Source organism: Flavobacterium sp. ABG, assembly GCF_001027725.1.
Classification (GTDB): domain Bacteria; phylum Bacteroidota; class Bacteroidia; order Flavobacteriales; family Flavobacteriaceae; genus Flavobacterium; species Flavobacterium cupriresistens.
The window spans coordinates 134,404-161,304 of record NZ_LEKS01000002.1 but is presented as its reverse complement, the minus strand read 5'-3'; the positions used below and the strand labels follow the sequence as shown (position 1 = coordinate 161,304).

6 protein-coding genes are annotated in these 26,901 nt (G+C 33.5%); all 6 read left to right on the top strand.

The genetic code is table 11. From position 1 onward, the window contains the following. The 6 genes from AB674_RS02100 (at position 1) to AB674_RS02075 (ending at position 26,662) form a co-directional block, all read left to right on the top strand. Positions 1-3,396: a non-ribosomal peptide synthetase gene (locus tag AB674_RS02100; protein WP_047773453.1), complete on the top strand. Its 3,396-nt coding sequence runs from the start codon at positions 1-3 to the stop codon at positions 3,394-3,396. A 1-nt stretch (position 3,397) separates the two neighbouring features. Next, positions 3,398-7,870: a MupA/Atu3671 family FMN-dependent luciferase-like monooxygenase gene (locus AB674_RS02095; protein WP_053004177.1), complete on the top strand. Its 4,473-nt coding sequence runs from the start codon at positions 3,398-3,400 to the stop codon at positions 7,868-7,870. A 52-nt stretch (positions 7,871-7,922) separates the two neighbouring features. Next, positions 7,923-12,326, top strand: a complete 4,404-nt coding sequence (locus AB674_RS02090; RefSeq protein ID WP_047773451.1) for a type I polyketide synthase — start codon at positions 7,923-7,925, stop codon at positions 12,324-12,326. A 9-nt stretch (positions 12,327-12,335) separates the two neighbouring features. Then, entirely contained in the window at positions 12,336-15,728 is a 3,393-nt protein-coding gene (locus AB674_RS02085) for a non-ribosomal peptide synthetase (protein ID WP_047773450.1), read from the top strand. Between the two features lie 98 nt (positions 15,729-15,826). Continuing rightward, a complete protein-coding gene (locus AB674_RS02080; RefSeq protein ID WP_047773448.1) occupies positions 15,827-20,197 on the top strand; it encodes a type I polyketide synthase in 4,371 nt (1,456 codons plus the stop codon). A gap of 3 nt (positions 20,198-20,200) precedes the next feature. Next, positions 20,201-26,662 (top strand): non-ribosomal peptide synthetase, encoded by a 6,462-nt coding sequence (locus AB674_RS02075; RefSeq protein ID WP_047773447.1) that lies wholly within the window; start codon positions 20,201-20,203, stop codon positions 26,660-26,662. Positions 26,663-26,901 lie beyond the last annotated feature (239 nt).

The window sequence follows — 26,901 nt, the reverse complement described above, 5'->3', positions numbered from 1 at the left end:
ATGGAAACAATCTTTTTAATTAAAGAACTAAGAGAAAAAGGAGTAGCGGTAAAGCTAGTCGGGAATCAGCTGGAAGTATCTCTGTTAAAAGAGACTGTGGAGGATGAGGTAGTGGAAATAGTAAGAAATAATAAAGAACAGATTATAAGTTATTTACAATCTATTTCGATCAATAAATTTAAAGAAATACCCAAAGCCAAAGAAGCACTTAGTTATCCTGTTTCCAATGCACAATTTAGAATTTGGTTTGAATCACAGTCCACTACAGCCTCTATAGCCTATCACATTCCTTTTGAAGTTAAACTAGAAGGTGATTATGATCAAAATAGCTTAGAAGAAGCCATAATTTATATCCTGAACCGACATGAAATATTGCGTACCGTATTTCGACTCAATGCAGAAAAAGAACCACAACAACAGATACTATCCGTACAGGAATTAAACTTTAATCTCGATTACGAGGATTATTCAGAAGCTGCGGACTCTTTGTCCAAAGTAAACGAATACATCAAGGAAAAAGCAAATGTGCCGTTTGATTTAGAGAATGGCCCTTTGTTAAGAGCTGCTTTATTAAAATATGACAACAACAGCTATTATTTCTCCTGTATTTTACATCATATTATCTGTGACGCCTGGTCAATTCCAATTTTAAAGAGCGAAATATTGACCGCTTATAAGGCTTTACAGACGAATAAAGTACCCGCACTGGAAGAATTAAGAATTCAGTATAAAGATTATACGTTATGGAATTTGGATAATCTTGAAGGAGCATCTTTTCTAAAACAAAAGGATTATTGGTTGGCTAAACTTTCAACCGAAACGCCGGTTTTAGAATTACCTATTACAGGTACACGTCCACCCGTAAAAACGTATAACGGACAAACGCTGAAAACCTATTTTAATACCGACATTTCTAATGCTGTGAGCATTTACCAAAAAAACCAGGAAGGTTCATTGTATATGGTAATGTTAAGCACTTTGCATGTGATGTTGGCGAAATACACGGGAAATAATGACACTATTATAGGAAGTCCTTTTGCTGCGAGAGAGCATATAGATTTACATAATCAAATAGGGTTTTATACCAATACTTTGGCCATTAGAAACAAAGTAGAACAATCCGATTCATTTGATACTTTTTTTACAGCTGTAAAACAATCCATATTAGAAGCACATAACAATCAGCAATATCCTTTTGAAGAAGTAGTAAAAGCTTTGAATTTAAAAAAGGATGCTTCCAGAAATCCTCTTTTTGATGTGATGCTGGTGGTTTTGCCAAAAGAAGGAGCAAAAAACGAAGAGCAATTTGACGATGAGGCTTTTTCAGAAGCAATTACAGTCGAAAAATATACGACCAGTAAATTTGATTTATTAGTGTATGTAGAAGAGACTGAAAATGACCTGTTATCCCTTAAAGTAGAATACAATACCGATTTATTTGAAGAAAAATTCATAACACAGTTTATAACGCATTATAAAAAAATAGTACACCTATTATTGACGCAACCTGCAAAAAGAATAGGAGCACTAAACTATCTTACAGAGAAGGAAGGAGTACTTAAACAAGAAGCTACAACGGAAAAATATGTAAAAAAATGCGTGATAGAATTTTTTGAAAATCAAGTACAACGCACGCCGGAAAATGTAGCAGTTAAATACGAAGATATTTCATTAACATATAAAGAAGTAAATGAATACACCAATCAGTTAGCACATTGCTTAAGAGAAAAATACAACGTAACTCCACAAACTAATGTAGGAGTAATTTTGGGACGTTCGCATTTAAATGTCCTGGCAATGATAGGCATTATAAAAGCCGGTGGATGTTATGTTCCCATTGATCATAAATATCATATTGAACGTAAAGAGTATATCTTGGAAGATGCTGAAATACAAACAGTAATTTCAACAATAGATTTATTTGACGAAGAATTATCAGAAAAGGCAGCTATAATCAATTTAGATCAATTTGCATTTTCTGAATGGGATGACAGTAATCTGAATATCGTAAATCAATTAGATGATCCTTCCTTCGTTATTTACACCTCAGGCTCTACCGGACATCCTAAGGGGGTGGTACAAACCCATAGAATGCTCAGCAATTTAATTCAATGGAATATTTATGACTCGGGTATAGAATCAGGATTAAAGCATTTGCAATATACCTCCTTTAGTTTTGACGTCTCCTTACAGGATTGCTGGTTTGTGTTAAGTAGTGGAGGGGTTCTGTTTATAACTCCCGAAGCAATGAAAATTGATTTCAGGAGACTTTTAGATTTCATTGTTGGCAATGCTATTGAAGTGTTGTGTTTTCCATTTTCTGCCTTGACAAACTTTTTTGATTTTCCAAAAGAAACGTTTGTTAAAAACCATGAGATTAAACACATTATATCTTCCGGGGAGCAATTAATGGCGAATAATACCTTACAAGAATTTTTGGTACAAAACCCAAAAGTTAAATTACACAACCATTATGGCCCTTCAGAAACCCATGTAGTGACCAGTTATACAATGTGTAAGGAGGAAAACGAGATTGTATCTTATGTACCAATAGGAAAACCTGTAGCCAATACCGCCATATATTTATTAGATAAGGATCAGCAACCGGTACCTAAAAAAGTAATAGGTGAGATTTATGTTGGAGGGGAACATTTAGCGCTGGGCTATTTAAAATTACCTGACCTGACTAACGAGCGATTCATCGCCAATCCGTTTGAAAAAGACGAGCGTTTATACAAAACAGGAGATTTAGCCTATGAAGATTATACAGGCAATATCATCTATTTAGGCAGGAATGATAATCAAATAAAAATTAGAGGATATAGAATTGAATTAGAAGAAATTAAAAATGTTATTCTGATTCAAGATCATGTAAATCAGGCTTTTGTTGATGTTGTGAATAAAGAAAATGAGCAACTGATAGTGGCTTATATTGTACCAACTGCACTCATTGACCGACTTTACTTAAAAAAACAATTAAGCAAGGTTCTTCCGGACTACATGTTACCTTCTCATATCGTTATCTTGGATGAAATCCCGCTTACACCTAACGGGAAAATCAATAAAAAAGCATTGCCTGAGATCGATGACAGTGCTTTAGTTACTACACAATATACAGCCCCTGAAACGGAGATAGAAAAGCAATTAGCAGAAATCTGGAAAGAACTATTAGGGATTGACAAGGTAGGAATTCTGGATAACTTTTTTGAATTAGGCGGGCATAGTCTGAGAATGCATAAAATGTTAAATCAAATAAAGACAGAGTTAACTACTGAAATAACATTTGAATTGTTTTTAAGTGATCCGACTATTGAATCGGTAGCGCTACATATCGAAAATTTAAAGTCGTTACAAAATCAAGTAACATTAACGGAGAAGAAAAAAATTCTTATATAAAATGAAAGCAGCCTCTATTTTAAAAGAAATAAGATTAAAGGGTTTAGATGTGAAACTATCCGGGGAAAATCTTGAATTGATTTTTCTGGAAGAAGATATTGATAACTCGCTCATTGAACTGGTAAAAGAAAATAAAGAAAGTATTCTCGATTACTTAAAGAAAATAACATTAGTTAGTTCTTCTAATAAAATTCTTAAAGCAGCTATAAAAGAGTTATACCCGGTAACCTCTTCTCAATTGCGATTTTGGATTTTATGCCAGATGGAGGATATTAATAGTGCCTACAATTTGCCTATTGTTTTAAAATTGGAAGGCGATATAAATACCACCAAATTACAACAAGCGGTTAATGCGCTTGTGATGCGACATGAGGTTTTAAGAACACATTTTGTACTACAGGAAAATGGCGAAATAGCTCAAAAAGTTTCACAAGAAGCTGATTTTCAAATGGAAGTCAGAAATAATTGTTCGGAGGAAGAAATTAAAAGTATTGTAACCGATTTTATAAAATCACCGTTTGAACTAAAAGAATCTTCTTTTTTGAAAACGCTGTTATTGCACAAAAACGACAAGGAATATTATTTAGGAATTAATATCCATCATATTATATCTGACGGGGCCTCTTTAGAAATTTTGATGTCTGACTTAGCACAAATCTATAATAGTTTAGTTTCCGAAAACCCGATTAATTTACAGGAGCTGCCGATACAATTTAAAGATTATGCCGAGTGGGTTAGTGATAAAGAAAATGTAAAAAGTGAAGAAAAATATTGGTTAGAAAAATTTTCAGGAGAATTGCCGGTAATTAACTTACCAACTTATCAATCCCGACCAGCTTTAAAAACCTATAAAGGATCCAGTTACACACATACAATAAGTCAGAAAAATTTAAAAAGCTTAAGAGTGTTTTCAAGCGAAAACAAAGGAACTCTTTTTATGTCATTGATGGCAGCTGTAAATGGATTATTGTATCGATATACTTCTCAAACGGATATTATTTTAGGGACTCCAGTTTCCGGAAGGAATCATGCGGAACTTCAAAACCAAATTGGCTTGTATATTAATACGTTGCCAATACGCATGCAATTTCAGGGAGATAGTTCTTTTTTAGATTTATTCAACCTGCAAAAGCAAACCTTAGAAGAAGCGTATTCAAATTCAGGTTATTCATTTGGAGACTTGGTAGATAAACTTAATTTAAGCAGAGATGTAAGCCGCTCTCCTTTGTTTGATATTCTGGTGGCACATCAACAAAAAAACGACGAATCAATTAGTTCTGATTTGTTTTTTGAAGGATTAAAATGTTCCTTTTATACCAATTATGAGAGCACAGTCAGCAAGTATGACTTAACATTTACTTTTTTTGAAGACGAAAGCAATCTGAGCTTATCTATAGAGTACAATACAGATCTCTTTCAGAAAAAATTCATTGAAGACCTGGCGGTTAATTATGAAAACTTCATAGCACAAAGTGTCAAAGAACCACAATTGGATATTAAAAGCACAAAGTATTTGGATAGTAAACAAATAGAAGAGCTCTTAAATAAATTCAATGCTACGACGCATCAGTACGATACGAAAGCAACAACTGTTTCTTTATTTCAAAAACAAGCCATGCTGTTTCCTGAAAAAATTGCTCTGGTATGCGATGGAAAAGAGATGACTTATAAAGAACTGGACGAAAAATCTACACGATTGGCGTCCTATCTTCACAAACAGGATGTACAATCCAATACTACAGTAGGTGTTTGCTTGGGACGTTCTATGGAAATGATGATTGCGATTCTTGGAATACTAAAGTCAGGAGCTTCCTATTTGCCATTAGATCCATTTTACCCATTGGATCGTATTGACTATATCGTAGAACACAGTAAAACAAAAATTGTTTTAACAGACCAAGAGACCCAAGACATAATTTCTAAAAGCGTTAAAACCATTTCCGTAGCTACCTTGGATGCGGAGTCATTAGAAGCGTCTTACCTGCCAGAAATTGAAAGTTCGTCATTGGCATATGTTATTTATACTTCAGGCTCTACCGGTAAACCAAAAGGGGTAAAAGTATCCCACAGGAATTTAGTGAACTTCATGGAGGGAATGAATCTGAAGTTTGATCAGACAACTCAGCATGAAGTGTGGTTAGCCATGACCAGTATAAGTTTTGATATTTCAATTCTGGAATTGTTATGGACATTAACTCGCGGAAGCAAGGTTGTAATTCATTTAGAAAGACCGGTTCCTATTCTGCCTAAACCTAAAATGGATTTCAGTTTGTTTTATTTTCCTACCGGAACAAGTTCGGAAACCAATAAATACAAACTACTTATCGAAGGAGCCGGATATGCCGATAAAAACGGATTTGAAGCGATCTGGGTTCCGGAAAGACATTTTCATGATTTTGGAGATCAATTTCCCAATCCGTCAATTGCCGCCGCCGCAGTTTCAACCATTACAAAAAATATAAAACTTCGCTCAGGAAGTGTGGTATTGCCGCTACATGATCCTGTAAGAGTTGCCGAAGAATGGTCAATGATCGATAATTTATCTGAAGGGAGAGTGGAATTATCTATTGCTTCCGGATGGCATCCAAACGATTTTGTTTTAGCACCCAATGATTATCAGAATCGTCATCAATTGATGCATGAAAAAATAGACTTGCTAAAAAAGTTATGGAGAGGAGAAACCTTAACCCGTAAAAACGGAATAGGGAAAGACTTTGAATTTAAAATACATCCTACACCCGTGCAAAAAGAACTTCCAATTTGGGTGACGGCCGCAGGAAGTGTAGAGACGTTTAGATATGCGGGAAGTATTGGAGCCAATGTTCTGACCCATTTGTTAGGCCAGAGTATTGAAGATTTAGGAGAAAAAATAGAAGTATACCGACAAACACTTAAAGAGAACGGATTTGATCCGCAGAAAGGAAAAGTAGCGTTGATGTTACATACTTATGTTGGAAATAATGCGGAAGAGGTAAAGAATATTGTCGAAGAGCCCTTTAAAAATTATTTAAGAAACTCGTTGGATCTTCTAAAACCTCTTGCAGAAGAGCAAGGGCTGGACTTAAAAAGTGACGAAGAAGCCTTATTAGATATGGGTTTTTTAAGATTTTATAAAAGCAGTAGTTTGTTTGGAACTCCGGAAACCTGTTTGGAAATAATAAACCGCGCCTACAATATTAATGTTAATGAAATAGCATGTTTGATTGATTTTGGAGTAGAGGAAAAAAAGGTACTGGAAAATCTGGATCATTTATTTAGCTTAAAAGAGTTGGTAAGAAGATCTAAAGTTCAGTATGACTTTATTGTAAATCGCATGAATAAACTAACATCGGATGAAGAAGTGACAACACTTATTCAGCAGCATAAGGTTACTCACATGCAATCTACGCCATCGTTCTACGAAGAGTTTTTGTTGAATGCCAAAGGAAAAGAAGCACTACAGCAAATAAAAACACTTTTAGTTGGTGGAGAAGCATTAAAAAAAGCACTCGCAGAAAAGCTGCTTAGTGAAGTCAAGAATGATATTTATAATATGTATGGGCCTACAGAAACAACGATTTGGTCTTCTGTAAAAACGGTAGCAACAAGCAACGATGTAACGTTAGGAAAGCCTATTGCAAATACAAAAATTTATATTCTGGATGCCTATAACCAGTTATGTCCGGTAGGGGTTTCAGGAGAATTATGCATAGGTGGAGATGGGGTATCTTTAGGGTATTTACACAATGATGAACTAACATCGTCACAATTTATAGACAACCCTTTTGAATACAACCAAAAAATATATAAGACAGGTGATTTAGCTCGTTGGATTTCTAATGGAGAGTTAGAATATCAAGGAAGAATAGACAGCCAGGTAAAAATTAAAGGGCACAGAATTGAATTAAAAGAAATAGAAAATGTAATTCTTGAGCACGAAACGGTCACGCAAAGTGCTATCTCAACTTTTGAAAACAAAGGACAAACGTTCCTTGTAGCTTATATCAAAACGGCAAGTTATACAGAAGAAAACAGCATCAAAGAATTCTTAAGATTGCGTTTGCCACATTACATGATACCTCAATATGTAATAACACTTGATGACTTTCCGCAAACACCAAACGGCAAAATTGATTATAAAAAACTGCCTGCTCCGAACGAAGAAATTAGTGCAACTAAAAACTATGTAGCTCCAAGGAACGAAATGGAAGAAAAGCTGTCAACATTATGGGGTGACTATTTAAAACTGGAGCAAATTAGTATCGATGATAACTTTTTTGAAATTGGAGGTAATTCAATGAAAGCCTTTCAGCTACTAGCCATATTGAACACCGCTTTGCATACAGATTTAAAAATCATATCCTTTTTTCAATATCCGACGATACGAACTTTAGGAGAAAACCTGAATCAGGATAAGTTATCCAATACAGTAAAAATAGAAGAAAATGAAATGGAAGATGTGGAGGAATTAATGGATTTTATGAACGATTTGTAAGATTAATAAAAGAAGTGGTGAATTAATTGAAGAATCTAATGTTACGTACGAAATGAAAAAAGATATAGCTATAATTGGATTGTCGGGAAGGTTTCCAAAATCAGATAATATAGAGGAGTTTTGGAAAAATCTGGTGGAAGAAAAAGAATTGATCCATTTTTTTACGGACGATGAGCTGAAAGAAAAAGGTATTGAAAAAAAAGTGTTGAACCGTAAAAATTACATAAAAGCGGCCTCATTTGTAGCCAATACAAATTTCTTTGACTACCCCTTTTTTAAATATACACTGGACGAAGCAAGAATAATGAATCCTCAAACAAGGATGATGCATCATTTGGTTTGGGAAGCTATAGAAGATGCTGCATGTGATATAGAGCGATATACTAAAAAAATCGGAGTCTTTTTAGGTGCTAACAAGGATTTAAATTGGAGTTTATATACGTCTTTGACAAATGATGTTAATGTTGATGAATTGACGAAGAGTAAGATGTCTAACCCCAATTTTATGGCCTCTCTGATAGCTCATAAATTAAATTTTAAAGGACCTTGTTATTTTATTGATACCGCTTGCTCAACATCCTTAAGTACGGTGCATCTGGCCTGCCGCAGTTTGCTTTTAAGTGAATGCGGAACTGCCGTAGTAGGTGGTATAAGATTACTTTCAGAAAATGATTACGGTTATAAATATCAGGAAGGATCGATCATGTCAATCGACGGACATAATCGAAGTTTTGATAGTCAATCATCGGGGACAATTGGTTCTGATGGAGCCGGTGTAGTTGTTTTAAAAAGACTGGAAGAAGCAATTAAGGACAATGATAATATTTATGCCGTTATAAAAGGTTCTGCCATGAATAATGACGGAAATGCCAAAGCCGGATATACAATGCCCAGCGTTGCGGGACAAATAGAATGTATAAAGTTGGCTCATAAAATAGCAGGAGTTGAGCCGGAAGATATTTCTTATATAGAAGCTCATGGGACAGGTACTAAAATTGGAGATCCTATCGAAATAGAATCCCTAAATATTGCATTTAATAATAGCACCAGCCATAAGTGTGCTATTGGTACGGTAAAATCAAATATGGGGCATGCCGACGAGGCAGCAGGAATTGCAGGATTAATAAAAACAGCTTTGTCACTAAATCACAAAACTATTCCGGCAAGTCTACATTATGAAAGCCCTAATCCAACGATCAATTTTAATGAAGGTCCATTCTATGTCAATCATTCTTCTAAAAAATGGGAAAATGTGGATGGAAAGGCTCGTACGGCCGGCGTTAGTTCGTTGGGAATTGGCGGAACAAATATTCATGTAATTCTTCAGGAAGCACCCCTAAACGAAAATACAAAAGTAAAATCTAAATATAAATTAGTTCGATATTCTGCTCAAACAGAAAGTGCTCTGGAGCGTTATGAAGAGAAGCTTTTAAAATTTATTGAGCATAAAAAAGAGGTAAGTATAGAAGACTTATCCTATACCTTACAAATAGGAAGAAAACAATTTGATTTTAGAAAATACCTGATCGTAAAAGAAGGCGATGATTTGATACAAGCTCTCAAGGATAAGAATACGTTCGCAACCGCTCTTTCTCCTAAAAATAATATAATCTTTATGTTTTCCGGTCAAGGAAGCCAATATGTGAATATGGGTAAGGATCTTTATCAAACCTACCCTTTATTCAAAGAAACATTAGACCAAGGGTTACTGTATTTAAAGGAATTTAACGATTTTGATTATAAAAATATCTTATTTAATGCGGATGGAGTAGCCGATACGAGAATAAACGAAACGTTGTTTACCCAACCGATTCTCTTTTTGTTTGAATACACACTTGCTCAATTGCTGATTTCTTTTGGTGTTAAACCCAATTATATGATTGGTCATAGTCTGGGAGAATATGTCGCAGCTACAATTGGTGGGGTTTTTACTTTTAAAGACGCTTTGAAAATTGTCGCTAAAAGAGCTGAGTTAATGTCAAAAGTCCCAAAAGGAGAGATGTTAAGCATTGGAATATCAATTAACCAGATCAAAAAAGAAATAATTGAAGGTGTTTCTGTTGCTGCAATAAATGCTCATGATTCTTTTGTTGTTTCCGGTACAGAAACAAGTATCGCTTTAGTTAAAAAACAATTAGAGGAGGAAGAAATTCCATTTGTACTATTAAAAACATCACATGCTTTTCATTCAACAATGATGAACGAAATACAGGAAGATTTTGAAAAAGAATTAGAAAGCATAACACTCCAAAAGTCTGAAATACCATTTATTTCTAACATAACCGGAAAATTTATAACTGATGAAGAAAGCACTTCAATAAAATATTGGTCTAATCACATATTAGAAAAAGTAGAATTTGAAAAAGGAATAAAAGAGCTTATAGCACTCAATAATTCTTTATTTATAGAAGTAGGGCCTGGCAGAACATTGGCAACATTTTATAAAAAGAGCCAGAATACAAATTTGGAAAACGATGTAATAACTACCGTAAAACATCACAAAGAAACAGTAGAGGACGACAAGTATTTTGCAGATTTTTTAGGGCAGTTATGGAGCAATGGAATAGACATTAATTGGGAAGTTTATTATGAGGGAGGAAAACCGAACAGACTCTCAATTCCTACCTATGATTTTGATCGTTATGATGTTCCGTCTAAAGTAACTATAGATGAAAATTTTCTAAAGAGAGATGCTTTGGAACCCAGAAAAAAAGAAATTTCAGAATCCGTGTACATACTTTCATGGAAATATATTCCAAGAAGTAAAAACAAAGGAACTCTATTTTCTAAAGCCGAAAAATATCTTTTTTTTAATGACGGATCATTATTTAACAATGAATTGATCAAAAAATTAAAGACAGATGGCAAACACATAATTGAAATTGTCAAAGGAGAAGGATTTGAAGCGGAAAATCCTAATAAGATAATTGTAAATCCTGAGGTGTTAGGAGATTATGAGGAACTTAATTCGCATTTAAGAACAGCAAATTTCAAGTTCGATTTTATTATTTATGCTTGGGAGCTGTCTCATAAGAATGCTACTGAAGTACATAGAAAGTATCAGGACTATAACCTTACGTTTAATACTATTCAAACAATAATTAAAGCTTTTAAGTTAGACGAAATAACGGAACCTAAAAAAATAGCTGTAATTAATGATAAAAATAATACAGTTACCGGAGCAGAAGACAGTACTAACATCAATCAGCACACGGAGACTATGTTAAACGTTTTAACTCAGGAGTTTGTCAATATATATGCCACTTCTATTGATATTGATGTAAATGATGAACTCGAAAAATCAGTCTTCGAAGTATCCGGCGAGTTGGAAATGGAAACCAAATATTATAAGGTAGCCTTTAGAAATGGGCGCAGATGGATACCGAATTACGAATCTTTAGAGATAGGGCAAAAGGATAAATACAGAGCCCCAATCATAAAAGAAAAGGGGAATTATTTGATCATCGGAATGTTAGATGATATTGAATATGCTTTGGCCTCTCACCTCTTAAAAGAGTACCAAGCTAATGTAATAATCTTGTCTAATGCATTTCCCCAACAATGGAATAAAAAGCAGAAACAATTGTATGAAAAACTAAAAGAGTATTCAGGGACCATCACTTCCCTGCATGTTGATATAGCGGATTATGAAAGTTTTTTACTGGCATTTGAAAGTATCGAAAGTGAACATGGAACTATTGATGGGATTGTTCATATGGCAAGGAATATTGATATCACAGAAATTGCATTAGTACATACGATTACAGATAATAGTATAGAAAAGCATTTTTCACCAAGAGTAAACGGATTTTTAAATATTGAAAGAATTACCAGAGACAGAAAAGTAGATTTTGTAAAAGTGATATCAAGCTTGTCTTCTTTTTTAGGTGGAATTTCTTATGGCGCATATGCTTCTGCCTCTGCATTAATGGATAGTATAGTACTGCAAAAAGCAAAAGCCAACTGGTCTATTATAAATCTGGATAGAGTACAAGAAGAAGAACCCTGGATCAATCAAAAAGAAGTAGTGACAACTTTTCATAACTCATTTATTTATGAGGATATAAAACAAATTATAGTCTCCAAAAGAGATATTCATAATCCAGTAAGTGCCATTAAAAAGGAAGTTAAGTCGATACTGAATGCTGAAATAAACAGGAAAACGCTTAAAACCAGTTATGCCGAACCCAAAACGGAAAAGGAATCTCAAATGGTTAAAGTCTTTGAGGATTTATTTGGTTTAAAAGGAGTTGGAACACAAGATGACTTTTTTTCATTAGGAGGGGATTCATTGAAGGCGATGGTGCTGATTAATATTTTGAAGAAAGAAACAGGTATCGCAATTACAATTGCGGAGATCTTTTCAAATAAAACGGTATACGACCTTTCCTTGTTAATAGAAGAAAAGAAATGGTTACAAGAAGATAAAATACAGGTTAATCAATTGATAATTTGAGGCTAAGCAATGAAAAATTTATTAAAAGAATTAAGAGAAAATGAAATTTATATTTCATTAGACGGGGAGGATTTAAAACTAAAATTTAACCATCAGGAAATACCGCAAGAGCTTATTTCCAGAATCAAAAAAGATAAAGAAGCTTTAGTTCAATACTTAAAAGAACAAAAAACAACTAGTGATGTAGCATTGGCAATTGCTCCGGTATCGGTATCAATTGATGGGTATCCGTTATCTTCATCACAACAGCGTCTTTGGGTATTAGATCAATTCGAAGAAGGCTTGTCCTCTTATAATATAACGCAGCAGGTAGAATTAAAAGGAGACTATGACATAAAGCTTTTTCAAGAGGCCGTATTTGCAGTTATAGAACGGCATGAAATTTTAAGAACCGTTTTTAAAAAGAACAGTAAAGGGCAAATATCGCAATGGGTCTTGAATAGGGATGAGGTTGATTTTTTTATTGGGTATGAAGACTTTTCAGGTAAAGAACAGCCAATGAATGCTGTGTCCTCTTATATCCAAGAAGATAAATTGAAACTATTTAATCTGGAAAAAGGGCCTTTATTAAGAGCCGCAATACTTAAGACTGCCGTAGATCAATACGTTTTTCATTACAATATGCATCATATTATTGGTGATGGTTGGTCTATGGGCGTATTAGCAAACGATGTAATGTCATTTTATAAAGCATTTACGACCAAAGAAAAAGTACAATTATCGCCACTGTCAATTCAGTACAAAGACTATGCAGCCAGTCAACTGGAAGGATTGAATAAACCGGAAAAGGAAGGACATAAAAAATATTGGTCAGAGGTGTTGTCGGGAGAGTTACCGATAATAGATTTACCAAGTAGCAAAACAAGACCGCCATTAAAAACTCAAAAAGGAAATACTTTAGAGGTCTATTTATCAAGTGAGTTAACTAATTCTCTAAAGCTTTTTACGAAAGATCAGGAAGGCAGTTTATTTATAAGTCTGTTAGCACTTTGGAATGCTTTGGTTTACAGATATACGGGACATGAGGACCTTCTTATTGGTACTCCGGTGGCTGGTAGAAACCACATAGATCTGGAAAATCAAATAGGATTTTATGTTAACACGTTGGTGTTGAGAAACAAAATTAATCCCGAAGATGATTTCTTAACCCATTACAAGAAAACCAAAGAGCAAGTATTAAGTGCTTTCTCACATCAGGAATACCCATTCGATCAGATTTTAAATGATTTGAATACTAAAAGAGATATCAGTAGAAGTGCCATTTTTGATATGATGATGGCGCTTCAGAATACCGGTGATAAAATTAAAGGGGGACGTACTATTGAGGCTAATGTTATTGTAGATAAAGGAGAAGAGTTATCTAAAATGGATTTGGAAATAAACTTTGCTGAAATTGGCGATAAGTTACTTTTTAAACTAAACTACAATACTGATGTTTATAGTAAAGCCACTATGTCCGGAATAATGATGCATTTTATTCAATTGGCTGAAAACACTATCCTGACACCAAATGTTTCAATAAAGGCATTGAATTATTTGAGCAAATCTGAAAAGAATCTGTTAGTTACTCTTTTTGACAAAACAGATACCCCTTTCCCTAATGAAAAAACAATAATTGATTTATTCAATGAGCAAGCTTTAAAACATCCGCAGAGAATTGCTTTAACGTATGAGAATTTCTCTTATACGTATAAAGAATTAGACGAAATATCAAATCAGTTTGCGCAGTATTTAGTTGACAATAATACTATTCAGCAAGAAGATTTAGTAGGTCTGTTACTGGAGCGAAGCCAATGGGTGGTTATAGCAATACTGGCGATATTAAAAACCGGTGCTGCCTATCTGCCTTTAGGAATCGATTATCCAACGGAGCGATTGGATTATATTAAAAAAGACAGCGGTATAAAATTATGTATCGATGCTGCCGTAGTTACCGAATTCGAAAACAAGAAAGACCACTATACCAAGACTGGTTTTAGTAGAAAAATCAATCCAAATAACTTAGCCTATGTTATTTACACCTCAGGAACAACAGGTAATCCTAAAGGTACTTTAATAGAACACCGCAATGTAGTTCGATTATTTTACAACAAAGACTTTCAGTTCGATTTCAACGAAAATGACGTTTGGTGTCTTTTTCATTCCTATTATTTTGATTTTTCAGTTTGGGAAATTTTTGGAGCCTTATTGTTCGGTGGTAAGCTGGCAGTTGTGACAAAAGAGGATACAAAAGATTTTAATGCTTTTTCTAACTTTTTGGCTGAGCAAGGTGTAACCGTATTGAATCAAACGCCAACAGCTTTTAAACATCTTCAAAAAATAGTTTTAGGCTCAGATAAATCTTTTAGTACCCGATATCTTATTTTCGGAGGGGAAGCTTTGATAACATCCTCTTTAAAAACATGGAAAAACCATTTCCCTGATTGTAAAATAATCAATATGTACGGTATCACAGAAACAACCGTCCATGTCACTTATAAGGAAATAACTAAAAAAGAAATTGCTTCAATCGAAAGTAATATCGGGCGACCGATACCTACGTTAGGCTGTTTGGTATTAGATAAATTTCAGCAAATAGTCCCTTTTGGAGTAGTTGGAGAATTACATGTTTATGGCGAAGGATTGGCAAGAGCCTATCTTAATAATAAAGCGCTTACCGATACAAAGTTTGTGACACAGGAAATAGAATCAATTGGTAACATTAGATTATATAAAACAGGAGATTTAGTTAAATGGGTAGAAACGGGAGATTTAATTTATTTAGGTAGAAAAGATAACCAGGTTAAAATTAGAGGGCATCGAATAGAATTAGAAGAAATAGAGCATTATTTAATTGATAAAGAGGATATCGAAGAGGTTTCTGTCGTTGTGAATAAAAATAATGAATCTGAAAATGAATTGATTGCCTATTTCGTTTCGAGTAAAGTACAAAATGCTTCGGACCTTAGAAAATACCTTGCCAGCAGAATACCGGATTATGCGATCCCTTCCTATTTTGTTCAATTAGATGGTTTTCCTCTAACTACAAATGGAAAAATAAGCCATAAAGATCTTCCGGATCCTAAGGAATATAAGGTTGTTACAAATGAAAATTATGTAGCGGCCAGAAATGAAACAGAACAAAAATTAGTTCAGATTTTAGCGAAGGAACTAGAAAGAAGCCATCAGGAAATAGGAATTCACGATAACTTCTTTGACCTCGGAGCAAATTCTATCAAACTTATAAAGATTTTGAATGAGATTAATACACAGTTTAATACCACTATTAAACCTGTTTTACTATTTCAATATTCTAATATAAGTGACTTAATGGAGAATGTATTCCATCAATCAGAGGATGAAACGGAGAATGAGAAAGCTTCTTTTTCTGATGAAATAGATGAAATTATAGATTTTCTATAGGAGCAATTTTGCGAGTCAAAGCAAACCAATAATAGTAAACGTGCATCGTAGATTTTATCTGTTGATAAATTAATTTTTATAAAGACCTTCTTCTAATAATGGAAAGTAAATTAAATAGTGTAAGAAAAAAAGATATTGCAATTATTGGAATGTCCGGTAAGTTTCATAAATCAGAAAACATTGAAGCTTTTTGGAATAATCTTGTAAAGGGGCAGGAACTGATTCATTTTTATGACGATGAAGAATTAGAAAAATTGGGTATAGGCAAAGAGTTGTTAAAAAACCCTAATTATATCAAATCAAGCGCCTTTATTGACAATTCTGAAAGCTTTGATTATTCTTTTTTTGGATACACAAAAGAAGAAGCAGAACTTATGGATCCCCAAATAAGAATCATGCACGAACATGTTTGGTTGGCATTAGAAGATGCAAGCTATAATCTGGATCAATATAAAGAAAAAATAGGGTTGTATTTATCTGCATCAGATAACTTAAACTGGAGAGCTGAAACGCTATTAAATCCAAATAATGCTGTAGGTTCTTTTATGACAGCGAGACTCGCAGATAAGAATTTCATCAGTACTTTAATTTCATATAGCCTAAATTTTAAAGGGCCTAGTTTTTATATAAATACAGCATGTTCAAGTGCCTTAACAGCATTGCATATTGCTTGTAGAAGTTTATTATTAAAAGAATGTTCAACTGCTTTGGCTGGCGCGGTGAGCATTAATACGACAACGGAGTATGGGTACTTGTATGAAGATGATTTAATATTTTCAAATGACGGTCACTGTAGAACATTCGACAAAGATTCCTCCGGTACTACTTTTGGAGAGGGTGTGGGTGTTGTCGTTTTAAAAAGACTGGAAGATGCTCTAAATGATAAGGACCATATTTATGCCGTTATCAGAGCAACTGCGGTAAATAATGATGGTAAAAGAAAGGTAGGATATACAGCGCCAAGTGTTACTGGTCAAGCCGATTGTATCAAATTAGCCCATAGTTTTGCCGGAATAGCCCCTGAAGATGTCAGTTATATAGAAGCACATGGAACAGCTACTAAATTAGGAGATCCTGTTGAAATAGAAGCTTTAAACAAAGCATTTAATTATAATAAAAACCATTCTTGCGCCATTGGTTCTGTTAAATCAAATCTGGGCCATCTTGATGCGGTTGCAGGAATTGTCGGGGTTATAAAAACGGCTTTGTCACTTAAAAATAAGATGCTGCCTCCTTCTATAAATTATAAAGAAGCAAACCCTGAAATTAACTTTGAATCCGGGCCTTTTTATGTAAATGATAAACTGCAAAAGTGGGTGTCTAATCAGGACCAATTATTAAATGCCGGAGTAAGTAGTTTCGGTATTGGAGGCACAAATGCCCATGTTGTTCTGGAAGAAGCTCCGGAGTTTAAAGAGAATTTCGATTCAAACTTGTACCAGTTGATTACTTTTTCTGCTAAAACAAAAACAGCTCTTAAAAATTATGAAAAAACGCTCAGAAATTTTTTAGAAAAGAATGAAGAGATTAAGATTCCTGCTCTGGCCTATACGCTAAACACGGGGCGTAAAGATTTCAGATACAGAAATTATATTGTTTGTAAAAATAAAGAAGAAGCTATAAATCAATTGATTCAGCTCGATACAGTTCCGGAGAAGGAGCTTAGCAATAACAGGAAGAAAAAGATTGTTTTCATGTTTTCCGGTCAAGGCAGCCAGTATTTTCTGATGGCTAAAGAAGTGTATTTAAATAACCCTTTCTTTCAATCAATAATTGACGAAGGATTTAAAATAATAACCAAATTAACCGGAATAGACTATAGTATAATCTTAGGATATACCGATAGTGAAACCGTTAATAAAGAACTAATTAATAATACTTTTTATACACAGCCATTATTATTTTTAGTAGAATACGCTTTTGCAAAACTCTATATAAGATTAGGTGTTACACCTGACAGTATGATAGGGCATAGTTTAGGAGAATACGTAGCGGCTTGTATCAGCGAGGTTTTTTCATTTGAAGACGCTCTGTATGTAGTGACAAAAAGAGCCGAGTTAATGGCAAAAATTGAAGAAGGTGATATGATTGGTATTGGGGTAAATCTAGCTGAGATTAAACCTTTACTTCCAAAAAATGTGTCTATTGCTGCCATAAATACGGCAAATTCATTTGTGGCATCCGGAACAAAAAAGGCTATTTCAGAGTTTACGGAAATACTGGGTGAAAATAACATAAGTTATGTGCCTTTAAAAACCTCTCATGCTTTTCATTCCGAGATGATGGATAGTATTTTGGAAGAGTATGAAGAAATTATTAAAAAAGTCACACTTTCTTCCCCTAAATATCCATTTGTATCTAATCTGACAGGTGAAGAAATAACCAAAGAGGACGCCACTTCAGCAAAATATTGGGTGGCTCATTTAAGAGGAACAGTGAACTTCTTTGACGGTATAAATTATTTATTACAAAAGGGAGATGGAATCTATATAGAAATTGGCCCTGGTCATACTTTGACTTCTTTTCTGAAACAAAATCAGTATTATAATTCGGATCAAACAGCTATTCATTCGATTAGGCATATAAAAAATGATGTCAATGATTATCAGTTTTTTAACGAGTCTCTAGGTCGTATTTGGGAACACGGAATTGAGGTAGACTGGGAAGCCTATTATGATTATCAAAAGCACTATAAAATACCGGCTCCTACTTACGTATTTGACAAAACAACATTACCGGTTAAAGTAAGTCCGATTACCCAATTGATGAATAATGGAGGCGCTTTTAAAAATGCAGAAAGAAGCATTTTCAATTCCTATTATATAAACAATTGGAAAAAATCGTTAATCGAGAGCTCAGAAAAAAAATCCGAAGAAAAAGGAGTTTATCTGATCTTTTCAAATAGTGGAAAAACCATAACAGCTATAGAAAATCAAATGCTATCGCTGGGTAATGAGCTTGTTATGGTTACTAAAGGATCTTCGTTTGTAAAGTCAGATTCAGGTATTTATAGCATTGACCCTAATAACAGTACTAATTTTCAGGAGCTGTTTGCTGATTTAAAAGCAAAGAAAATTAAAGTTATAAATGTCATATATAACTGGTTGATTGATGCTCCAAAGGAAGAGGATGTAAACTACAATCCTATAAAGTTCTTGTATGAATCAGTAAATCAATTTTCAATAAAAGTAACTTTCTTATCTAAGTTCAATACTAGAGTTTTAGGAAATGAAGTAAGTAGTATTTCAATGGACTTCGCAATAAAAATGGCGGATTTATTTGACAGAAAAGAAAGGCTGTTTACGAATTATATACTAGACGCAGACCAGGATCAGGATGATCCGGTACTGATCGAAAATATTGTTAATGATCTAATATTTAACGAAAAAGATAGCACTGTAGCCTATAGAAACAACAATCGTTGGGTACCCTTTTTTGAAAATATAAAATTAAACAGTACTAAAAAAAGTACGGAATTTGAAGGAGAGAAAAATTATTTGGTAATTCATTCTACAGCCGGTATTGTGAAACCGATTGTGGATCATCTCTCCTCTTTATCAAATAATAGTAACGTTTTATTGCTTTGCGGTAATACGACCGCTAATGAGGACTCAATAGCTGAAAATGTAGTAAAATATCAGACCAATTTAGAATGTCCAAAACAATTTAAAGAAACCATTGAGTTCATTCTTAAAGAACATGGGAGTATTTCCGGAATAATATGCAATCCTGAACTATGGAACGATCAAGTAGAGTTGGAGCCATTACATGTAGCTGATTTGGCGACTGAAGTTAGGGCTAAAACTAGTTTTATTGACAATCTTTACGCGGCTATTAAAAATATAAATATAGATTTTGTTTGGTTTCCTCTAAGACTTTCTTCCATAATAGAAGGCTCAAAATACAGACAAGGTGTTTTATCTGAAATTTATACCACCTTATTCAAAGAACATAAGAGCGATGAACTGAGTCATTGGATCACGGTTTATTTGGATGATTTAACCGGTAGAAAATTAACCGATGAAGAAATTATTACGGTGTTTAAAAACTCATTTTTGACTAAAAATATTTCGAGTTTAATGCTGTCTCACCGTGATCTGAATCATATTATAGCAGAATCTAAGAAAACCGAAGATCCAGTATTAACTACTAAAAATACTATTGAACGTCCAATCGTAGTGACTGCCTATACCGCCCCTGAGACCAAATTGGAAGCAGAATTGTGCGAGATGGTACAAGATTTTTTTAATTATGAAAAAGTCGGAATCACAGATGATTTCTTTGAGTTAGGAGGAGATTCCCTAAAGGCCATGATTTTTATAAAACGAATTGAAAAACAATACAGTATTCTATTAGACTTACAGGATTTTTATCAGAAAGCAACGGTAAAAATGATTGCAATGGAAATCGATTTGGCGACCAAGATTTTGAATGTTCAAACAGCAAAAACTAATATGATTAAGATATAAATTATGGAAATAATTGAATTAATAAAAGAAATTACCGATCATCAAATAAGCTTAACCTTAGATGGTGATGATTTGCAAATCAGTTTTGACGGGGATCAATTGGACCCGAATATCATTTCAAAATTAAAAGAACACAAAGCAGAGTTAGTAGCTTACTTTAAAAAATATGCTTCAGCTAAAAAATTTGAAGAAATCAAAAAAATTGAAGCTCAGGAAAGTTATGCCTTATCGCATTCTCAAAAGAGGCTTTGGGTTTTAAGTCAGATAGATAAGGGTTCAATTGCTTATAATATGCCTTCCTCTGTAGAATTAAAAGGGAATTATAATGTCGAAAATTTTAGTAAAGCGATACTTTCGGTAATAAAAAGGCATGAAATACTTCGTACTGTGTTTAGAAAAGACAGCGACGAAGAAATTAGACAGTGGATTATACCAGCTGAAAAGTTTGTTTTTAAAGTTGATTATCATGATTACAGATCAATTGAAGATAAGGAAGAGAACATAAAAAGTTACATTGAAAAAGATTCTTTCAGACCTTTTGATTTGGTAAATGGTCCTTTGTTAAGAGCCACTTTACTACAAACTTCGGATACAGAATTTACGTTCTATTATAATATGCATCATATCATAAGTGATGGGTGGTCTATGAGAGTTCTTAGTGAGGATGTTCTGAAGTATTACAATAGCGCTGAAACAGGTATAAGCCTTGAACTGGATGAATTACCTTTTCAATATAAAGACTTTGCAAATTGGCAAACAAATAAATTCGATGACACAGAAAAGGATAAACTTATTGGTCATTGGAAAGATATAGTGTCAAATGAGGTACCTACAATTAATTTGCCTTCTAATTTGACAAGACCAAATATTCAAACCTATAATGGACAACTAGTTGAAACGGTTATTTCTAAAGCACTTACAGAACGCTTAAAACAATTTTCAAACCAACATAAAGGGAGCTTATTTACCACTTTGTTAGGAGTTTGGAACATATTGATTTATCGATATACAAATCTTAAAGACATAACAATTGGAACTCCTACGGCCGGAAGAGACAACGCTGATCTTGAAAATCAAATAGGGCTATATGTAAATACGATCGTATTTAGAAATCAAATTAATCCGGAAATCGATTTTGATACTCATTATAATGATTTTAAGTCCAATACAATTGAAACTTTAAGCAATCAATGTCCATTTGATTTCTTATTAGAAGAATTAAAATTAAAGAGGGATATCAGTAGAAATGCCATTTTTGATATACTTTTTGCCGTACAAAATCAATCAACATCTGAAGCTAAATTAGATTTAGAAGATTTGGTCAACGCGATTGAGCATAAGGGGAAGGCCATGGCAAAAGTAGATTTAGAAATAAACTTTTTTGAACAAGGAGATTACCTGTCTTTTCAATTAATTTATAATTCGGATGTCTATGAGAAAGAAATGATCACTAAGTTAATGACTCATTTTATCCTATTATCCGATGCATTGTTGGAGTCTAAAACTGCAATTGGAAAAGTGAATTTTTTAACTGATGAAGAAGAAAACTTCTATAGCAATTTAGGCCTGCGAAATGCAGGTTTTCATTCTGATAAAACGGTAGTGGATTTATTTTTGGATCAAGTGGCAAATCATCCTTCTAAAATTGCTCTTGGTTATCAGTCAAATTATTTATCCTATTCAGAGTTAGATAAAGTATCCAATCAGTTTGCAAATTTCTTACATCAAACATACAAGGTGAATCCTGAACAATTACTGGGGATTATGCTTGATAGAACCGAATGGCTGGTGGTTTGTATTCTGGGTGTTCTAAAGTCCGGTTGTGCTTACTTGCCTTTTGACCTTAATGCTCCAGTTCAAAGAAAAGCATATATTCAGGAGAACTCTAATTGTGAGACTATTATCGATCAAGGAGTATTAGAAGAATTTTGTAAATCTATCGATAATTTTGATACTGTTTTTAATGGAAAGAACCCGACACCTAAAGATTTAGCCTATGTAATTTATACCTCTGGATCAACGGGCAACCCTAAAGGAGTGATGATCGAACACCGAAATGTTGCTTCTTTTTTTGATAAAATAGACACTCAGTTAGGATACAATAAGTACGATGTTGTCGGAGCAACAACCAATATCTCTTTTGATATTTCAATTCTTGAGCTTTTAGGAACGCTCTGTCTGGGAAAACAGTTGATTGTATTTGATGATAAAGAAATAGTAGATGTAAAACTTTTTATGGAGAGAGTTAGAGCATCTAAAATTGAAGTATTACAGTTGACACCTTCAAGAGTAAAGCAATTGTATAGTGATTTAATTGAAAATAAACCGGAATCATTACGCTCTCTAATAGTAGGAGGCGAACCATTTCCTGCAGAATATTACCAGAGTTTTAAAGAAAATAAAGACTTGTCCGTAGTGAATGTATATGGGCCTACAGAAACCACTATATGGAGTACTTCTTTGGAGATAGGTTCAAGTAGTAAACTAAATATCGGCAGCCCCTTAGAAAATGAAAAAGTCTATATTCTTAACGATTATGGCGCAATTCAACCGATTGGGATAGTTGGAGAAATACATATTGCTGGATCCGGATTAGCAAGGGGATATATAGGAGACTTAAATTTGTCTAATCAAAAATTCATTCAAAATCCATTAAATAAAAGTGAAATAATATACAAAACCGGCGATTTAGGAAGTTGGAAGCAAGACGGAACAATTAATTATTTCGGGCGTAAAGATGATCAGATAAAACTTAGAGGGTATAGAATAGAGCTAAGTGAAATAGAATATCATATCCAACAAATACCAAATATTAGTCAAGCAGTAGTATTGTTAAAAGAGATACAAGGCGAGAAAGAATTGGTAGCCTACATCACTTCAGAAAAAAATACGACAATTAAGGAGTTAAGAAGCATTTTGAAAAATTATCTGCCTCAGTATATGATACCTTCAAAATTCATTTTTCTGGATTCAATGCCTTTGCAGGCAAGTGGTAAGATCGATAAGGTTCTTTTGAAGCAGCGCGAAAATTATGGGAATGCTTCAGAAAGCATAAAAGTAAAGCCATCAAATAAGATGGAAGAAACAATAATTGCTATTTGGACAAAAATCTTAGGGGGTGCTGAAATTAGCATGAATGATGACTTTTTTGATTTAGGCGGACATAGTTTAAAAGCAACTAAGCTTATTTCAGAATACCAAAAAGAATTTGGGAAAGAGCTTAGTTTACTTGACCTTTTTACAAATACAACAGCTATTTCACACGTAAATCTTATCAATAAAGGGAGTAATAAAAAATATGCTGAAATTCCTTTGGCAGCAGAGGCAGCATATTATCCTTTGTCTGATGCTCAGAAGTCTATTTGGCTGATGTGTCAACGTCCGGAAGGTGCATTGTCCTATCATATTCCTATTGCTCTAAATTTTGAAATTGAAAAATATGATTTGATAGAAGAAGTTTTGCAGCAGCTAATTGACAGGCACCACATACTAAAGACAACTTTTAAAAATGATGAAAATGACGAAATCAAACAATGGATTTCAGACGATTTAAAAGTTAAAGTAAAGTATAACGATTTTAGAGGTGTAGAAAATGCTGAAGAAAAAGCGCGCGAGATTATTTTTAAAGAGGAGCTTTTTGTTCACTTTGATCTGGAAAACGGACCTCTTTTTAAAGTAGGTGTGTTTCAAATTGAAGAAAATAAATACCTGATTTATATGATCATTCATCACATCATTACGGATGGACTTTCTATGAATATTATATTTAATGATGCCTTTAGCATTTATCAATCATTACTAAACAAAAGTGGCGAAAGATTACCAAATCTTTCGATCCAATATAAAGACTTTTCGGTTTGGCAGCAATCAGAAAACAGTAAATTAGAATTGCAGAAAGAATATTGGTCGAACAAATTATCGGGAGAATTAACCCTTTTGGAATTGCCCGCCTCAAAAGTTAGACCTGGTATAAAAACATACAATGGCGAATATCTGAATACCTATTTTGACAAAGTTCAAACGGAAAAATTAAGGGATTTTAGCAAAAAAATGGGAGGGAGCGTTTTTATATCCTTAATGACAGCTTGGAACCTGTTAATACACCGATACAATAATAAAAATGATATTATAGTAGGTACTGCTTTGGCTGGGAGAGATCACCCACAATTTGAAAATATGATCGGGTGTTTTGTAAATAATCTTGCCGTCCGCAATGAGATTTGCCCTACTGACACAATTATGGAGTGCTATCAAAAAATCAAAAAATCAGTATTAAATGATTTTGAGAATCAAATGTATTCTTTTGATAAGATCGTGGAAGACCTTGATCTTAAAAGGAATTTGAGCCGAAGCCCGGTTTTTGATTTTATTCTAGTTCATCAAAGAATGAATGAAAATCAAAAAGATATTAATCTGGATTCTAATGGGAAAAATCAAATTATGAGTTTGGGAGATCGATATGCCAGATATGATGTTGAGCTTGGTTTTTTTGAGATGAATGAACGTTTAATGTTTAGAATAAAATACAATAAGGACATTTATGATAGAAATATGATTGATCGCCTTATGTTGCACTTTATAAAATTGACGGAAGTCATTGGTGATAATCCTAAACAAAAAATACAAGAAGTTGATTTTCTTTTGGAAGATGAAAAATACAAACTTATAAATGAATTTATTGTTAAGGACAATCGTGATAAGAATAAAATTGTAACTGTTGTTGATAAATTTAGAGAACAACTCATTCTAAATCCAACTAAAATTGCCTTAGTATATAATGATAGTAAGTTATCTTATAGTGATTTAGATGAAATTTCAAACCAACTGGCCTATTTTTTAATTCAGAAACATGCTATTAAGTCTAATGATCTTGTAGGCATTAAATTGGAGCGAAATGAATGGACCATTATAACGATTCTCGGAATATTAAAAGCAGGTGCAGCCTATGTGCCTATTGATATTGAATATCCAAAAGATAGAATTGCTTTTATTGAATCAGACGCTAATTGTAAAGTTCTTATAAGTCAGCAAGAATTAGAGGATTTTAAAAATAATGTAGATAATTATTCTAAAAAATCATTAGAAACGCAAATTGATTTTGAAAGTCTTGCTTATGTGATTTATACGTCGGGATCAACCGGAGCACCTAAAGGGGTCATGATTACCCATTCTAATTTGGCACATTCTAACAGTGCCAGATTTCTAACGTATGGTAATTTAAATTCTTTTTTACTGACATCACCAATTGCTTTTGATAGTTCTGTAGCAGGTATATTTGGAACTTTGTGCAGCGGAGGAACTTTGCATTTAAGCGATAAAAACTTACTGGATAGTGTTGTCGGGATCACAAATTATATCATACAAAATAAAATTTCTCACCTTTTGTCAATTCCGTCTTATTTTAAATTAGTACTGGATGAATTAGCAGATAAAACGAATAGTTTAGAAGCGGTTATTGTTGCAGGCGAAACCTGTCCGCTTTCCTTAATAGATCATTTTCATGATACTCAAACGCTTGAAAAATGTAATTTATTTAATGAATATGGACCAACTGAGTGTAGTGTGTGGAGTACAGTGCATCAATATGACAGAAACGAAAAAGCATTTTCTACAATAGGAAAACCAATTATTGGAAGCAAAATTTACATTTTTGATGAAGAAATGAGATTATCTCCTAATGGTCATTTTGGAGAAATGTATATAGGAGGAGTCGGAGTAGCAAAAGGATACCACAACCGAGAAATATTGACCTCAGAAAAGTTTGTAAAAAATCCTCTTAATAAAGAAGAAGTTTTATACAAAACCGGAGATATAGCTAAATGGTTGACAAATGGCGATTTAGAGTTTTTGGGTAGAAAAGACGACCAGGTTAAAATTAATGGTTATAGAATTGAATTAGAGGAAATTCAAAAGCAAATTGAATTACATCAGGATGTCAATCAAGCGATAGTATTAATTAAAGAAGGAAGTACAGCTGACGATAATCAGATTGTGGCATGGGTAAATTCTCCTATTCAAATCGATATCGAGGAATTAAAGGAATTTATATCCAAAAAAATTCCCAACTATATGATTCCAACTAAAATCCAAAACATAGAAAAAGTACCATTAACTCCCAATGGTAAAATTGATAAAGCAAAACTATTAGGATCATTACTTCTTACTAAGGAAACGGAAATAGTTAAACCAACTAACAAAACAGAAGAATGTTTGCTGGACTATTGGATAAAAGTATTAAACCGGGAACAAATAAGTATAAAAGATAACTTTTTAGAATTGGGAGGGAACAGTATCAAAGCAATCAAATTACTGTCTGAAATAAACAAACATTTTGAAACTAATATCAATTTAGGAGATCTGTTTAATAACCTTACTATTCAGAAGTTAAGCATGGTCGTTGAGAATGCGCTCAAAGAAAATGAATTACGAGCCAATAAAAATAATTTAATGGAAATGGAATTATAATCTGACTTATGAAATCTTAAAGCGATAGTAGTATAAGAATTACTATTGATAATTATGGACCACCATGATAGCTACTATAAAGACTAATCCTCAACGAAAGATTTAAGTAAATCTTTAAAAATGAATAAGGTTATGCAGTGGAGAATCATACGAATTAATTCACAAGAAACTTTGTAAGTCAATTTGGGCGTAAGGAATAAGTCCAAACACAAAAGACTCAAATAATGATTTATCTAAAA

Coding starts and splice junctions, on each gene's coding strand:
- AB674_RS02100 (WP_047773453.1), top strand. CDS start 1: ATGGAAACAATCTTTTTAATTAAAGAACTAAGAGAAAAAGGAGTAGCG.
- AB674_RS02095 (WP_053004177.1), top strand. CDS start 3,398: ATGAAAGCAGCCTCTATTTTAAAAGAAATAAGATTAAAGGGTTTAGAT.
- AB674_RS02090 (WP_047773451.1), top strand. CDS start 7,923: ATGAAAAAAGATATAGCTATAATTGGATTGTCGGGAAGGTTTCCAAAA.
- AB674_RS02085 (WP_047773450.1), top strand. CDS start 12,336: ATGAAAAATTTATTAAAAGAATTAAGAGAAAATGAAATTTATATTTCA.
- AB674_RS02080 (WP_047773448.1), top strand. CDS start 15,827: ATGGAAAGTAAATTAAATAGTGTAAGAAAAAAAGATATTGCAATTATT.
- AB674_RS02075 (WP_047773447.1), top strand. CDS start 20,201: ATGGAAATAATTGAATTAATAAAAGAAATTACCGATCATCAAATAAGC.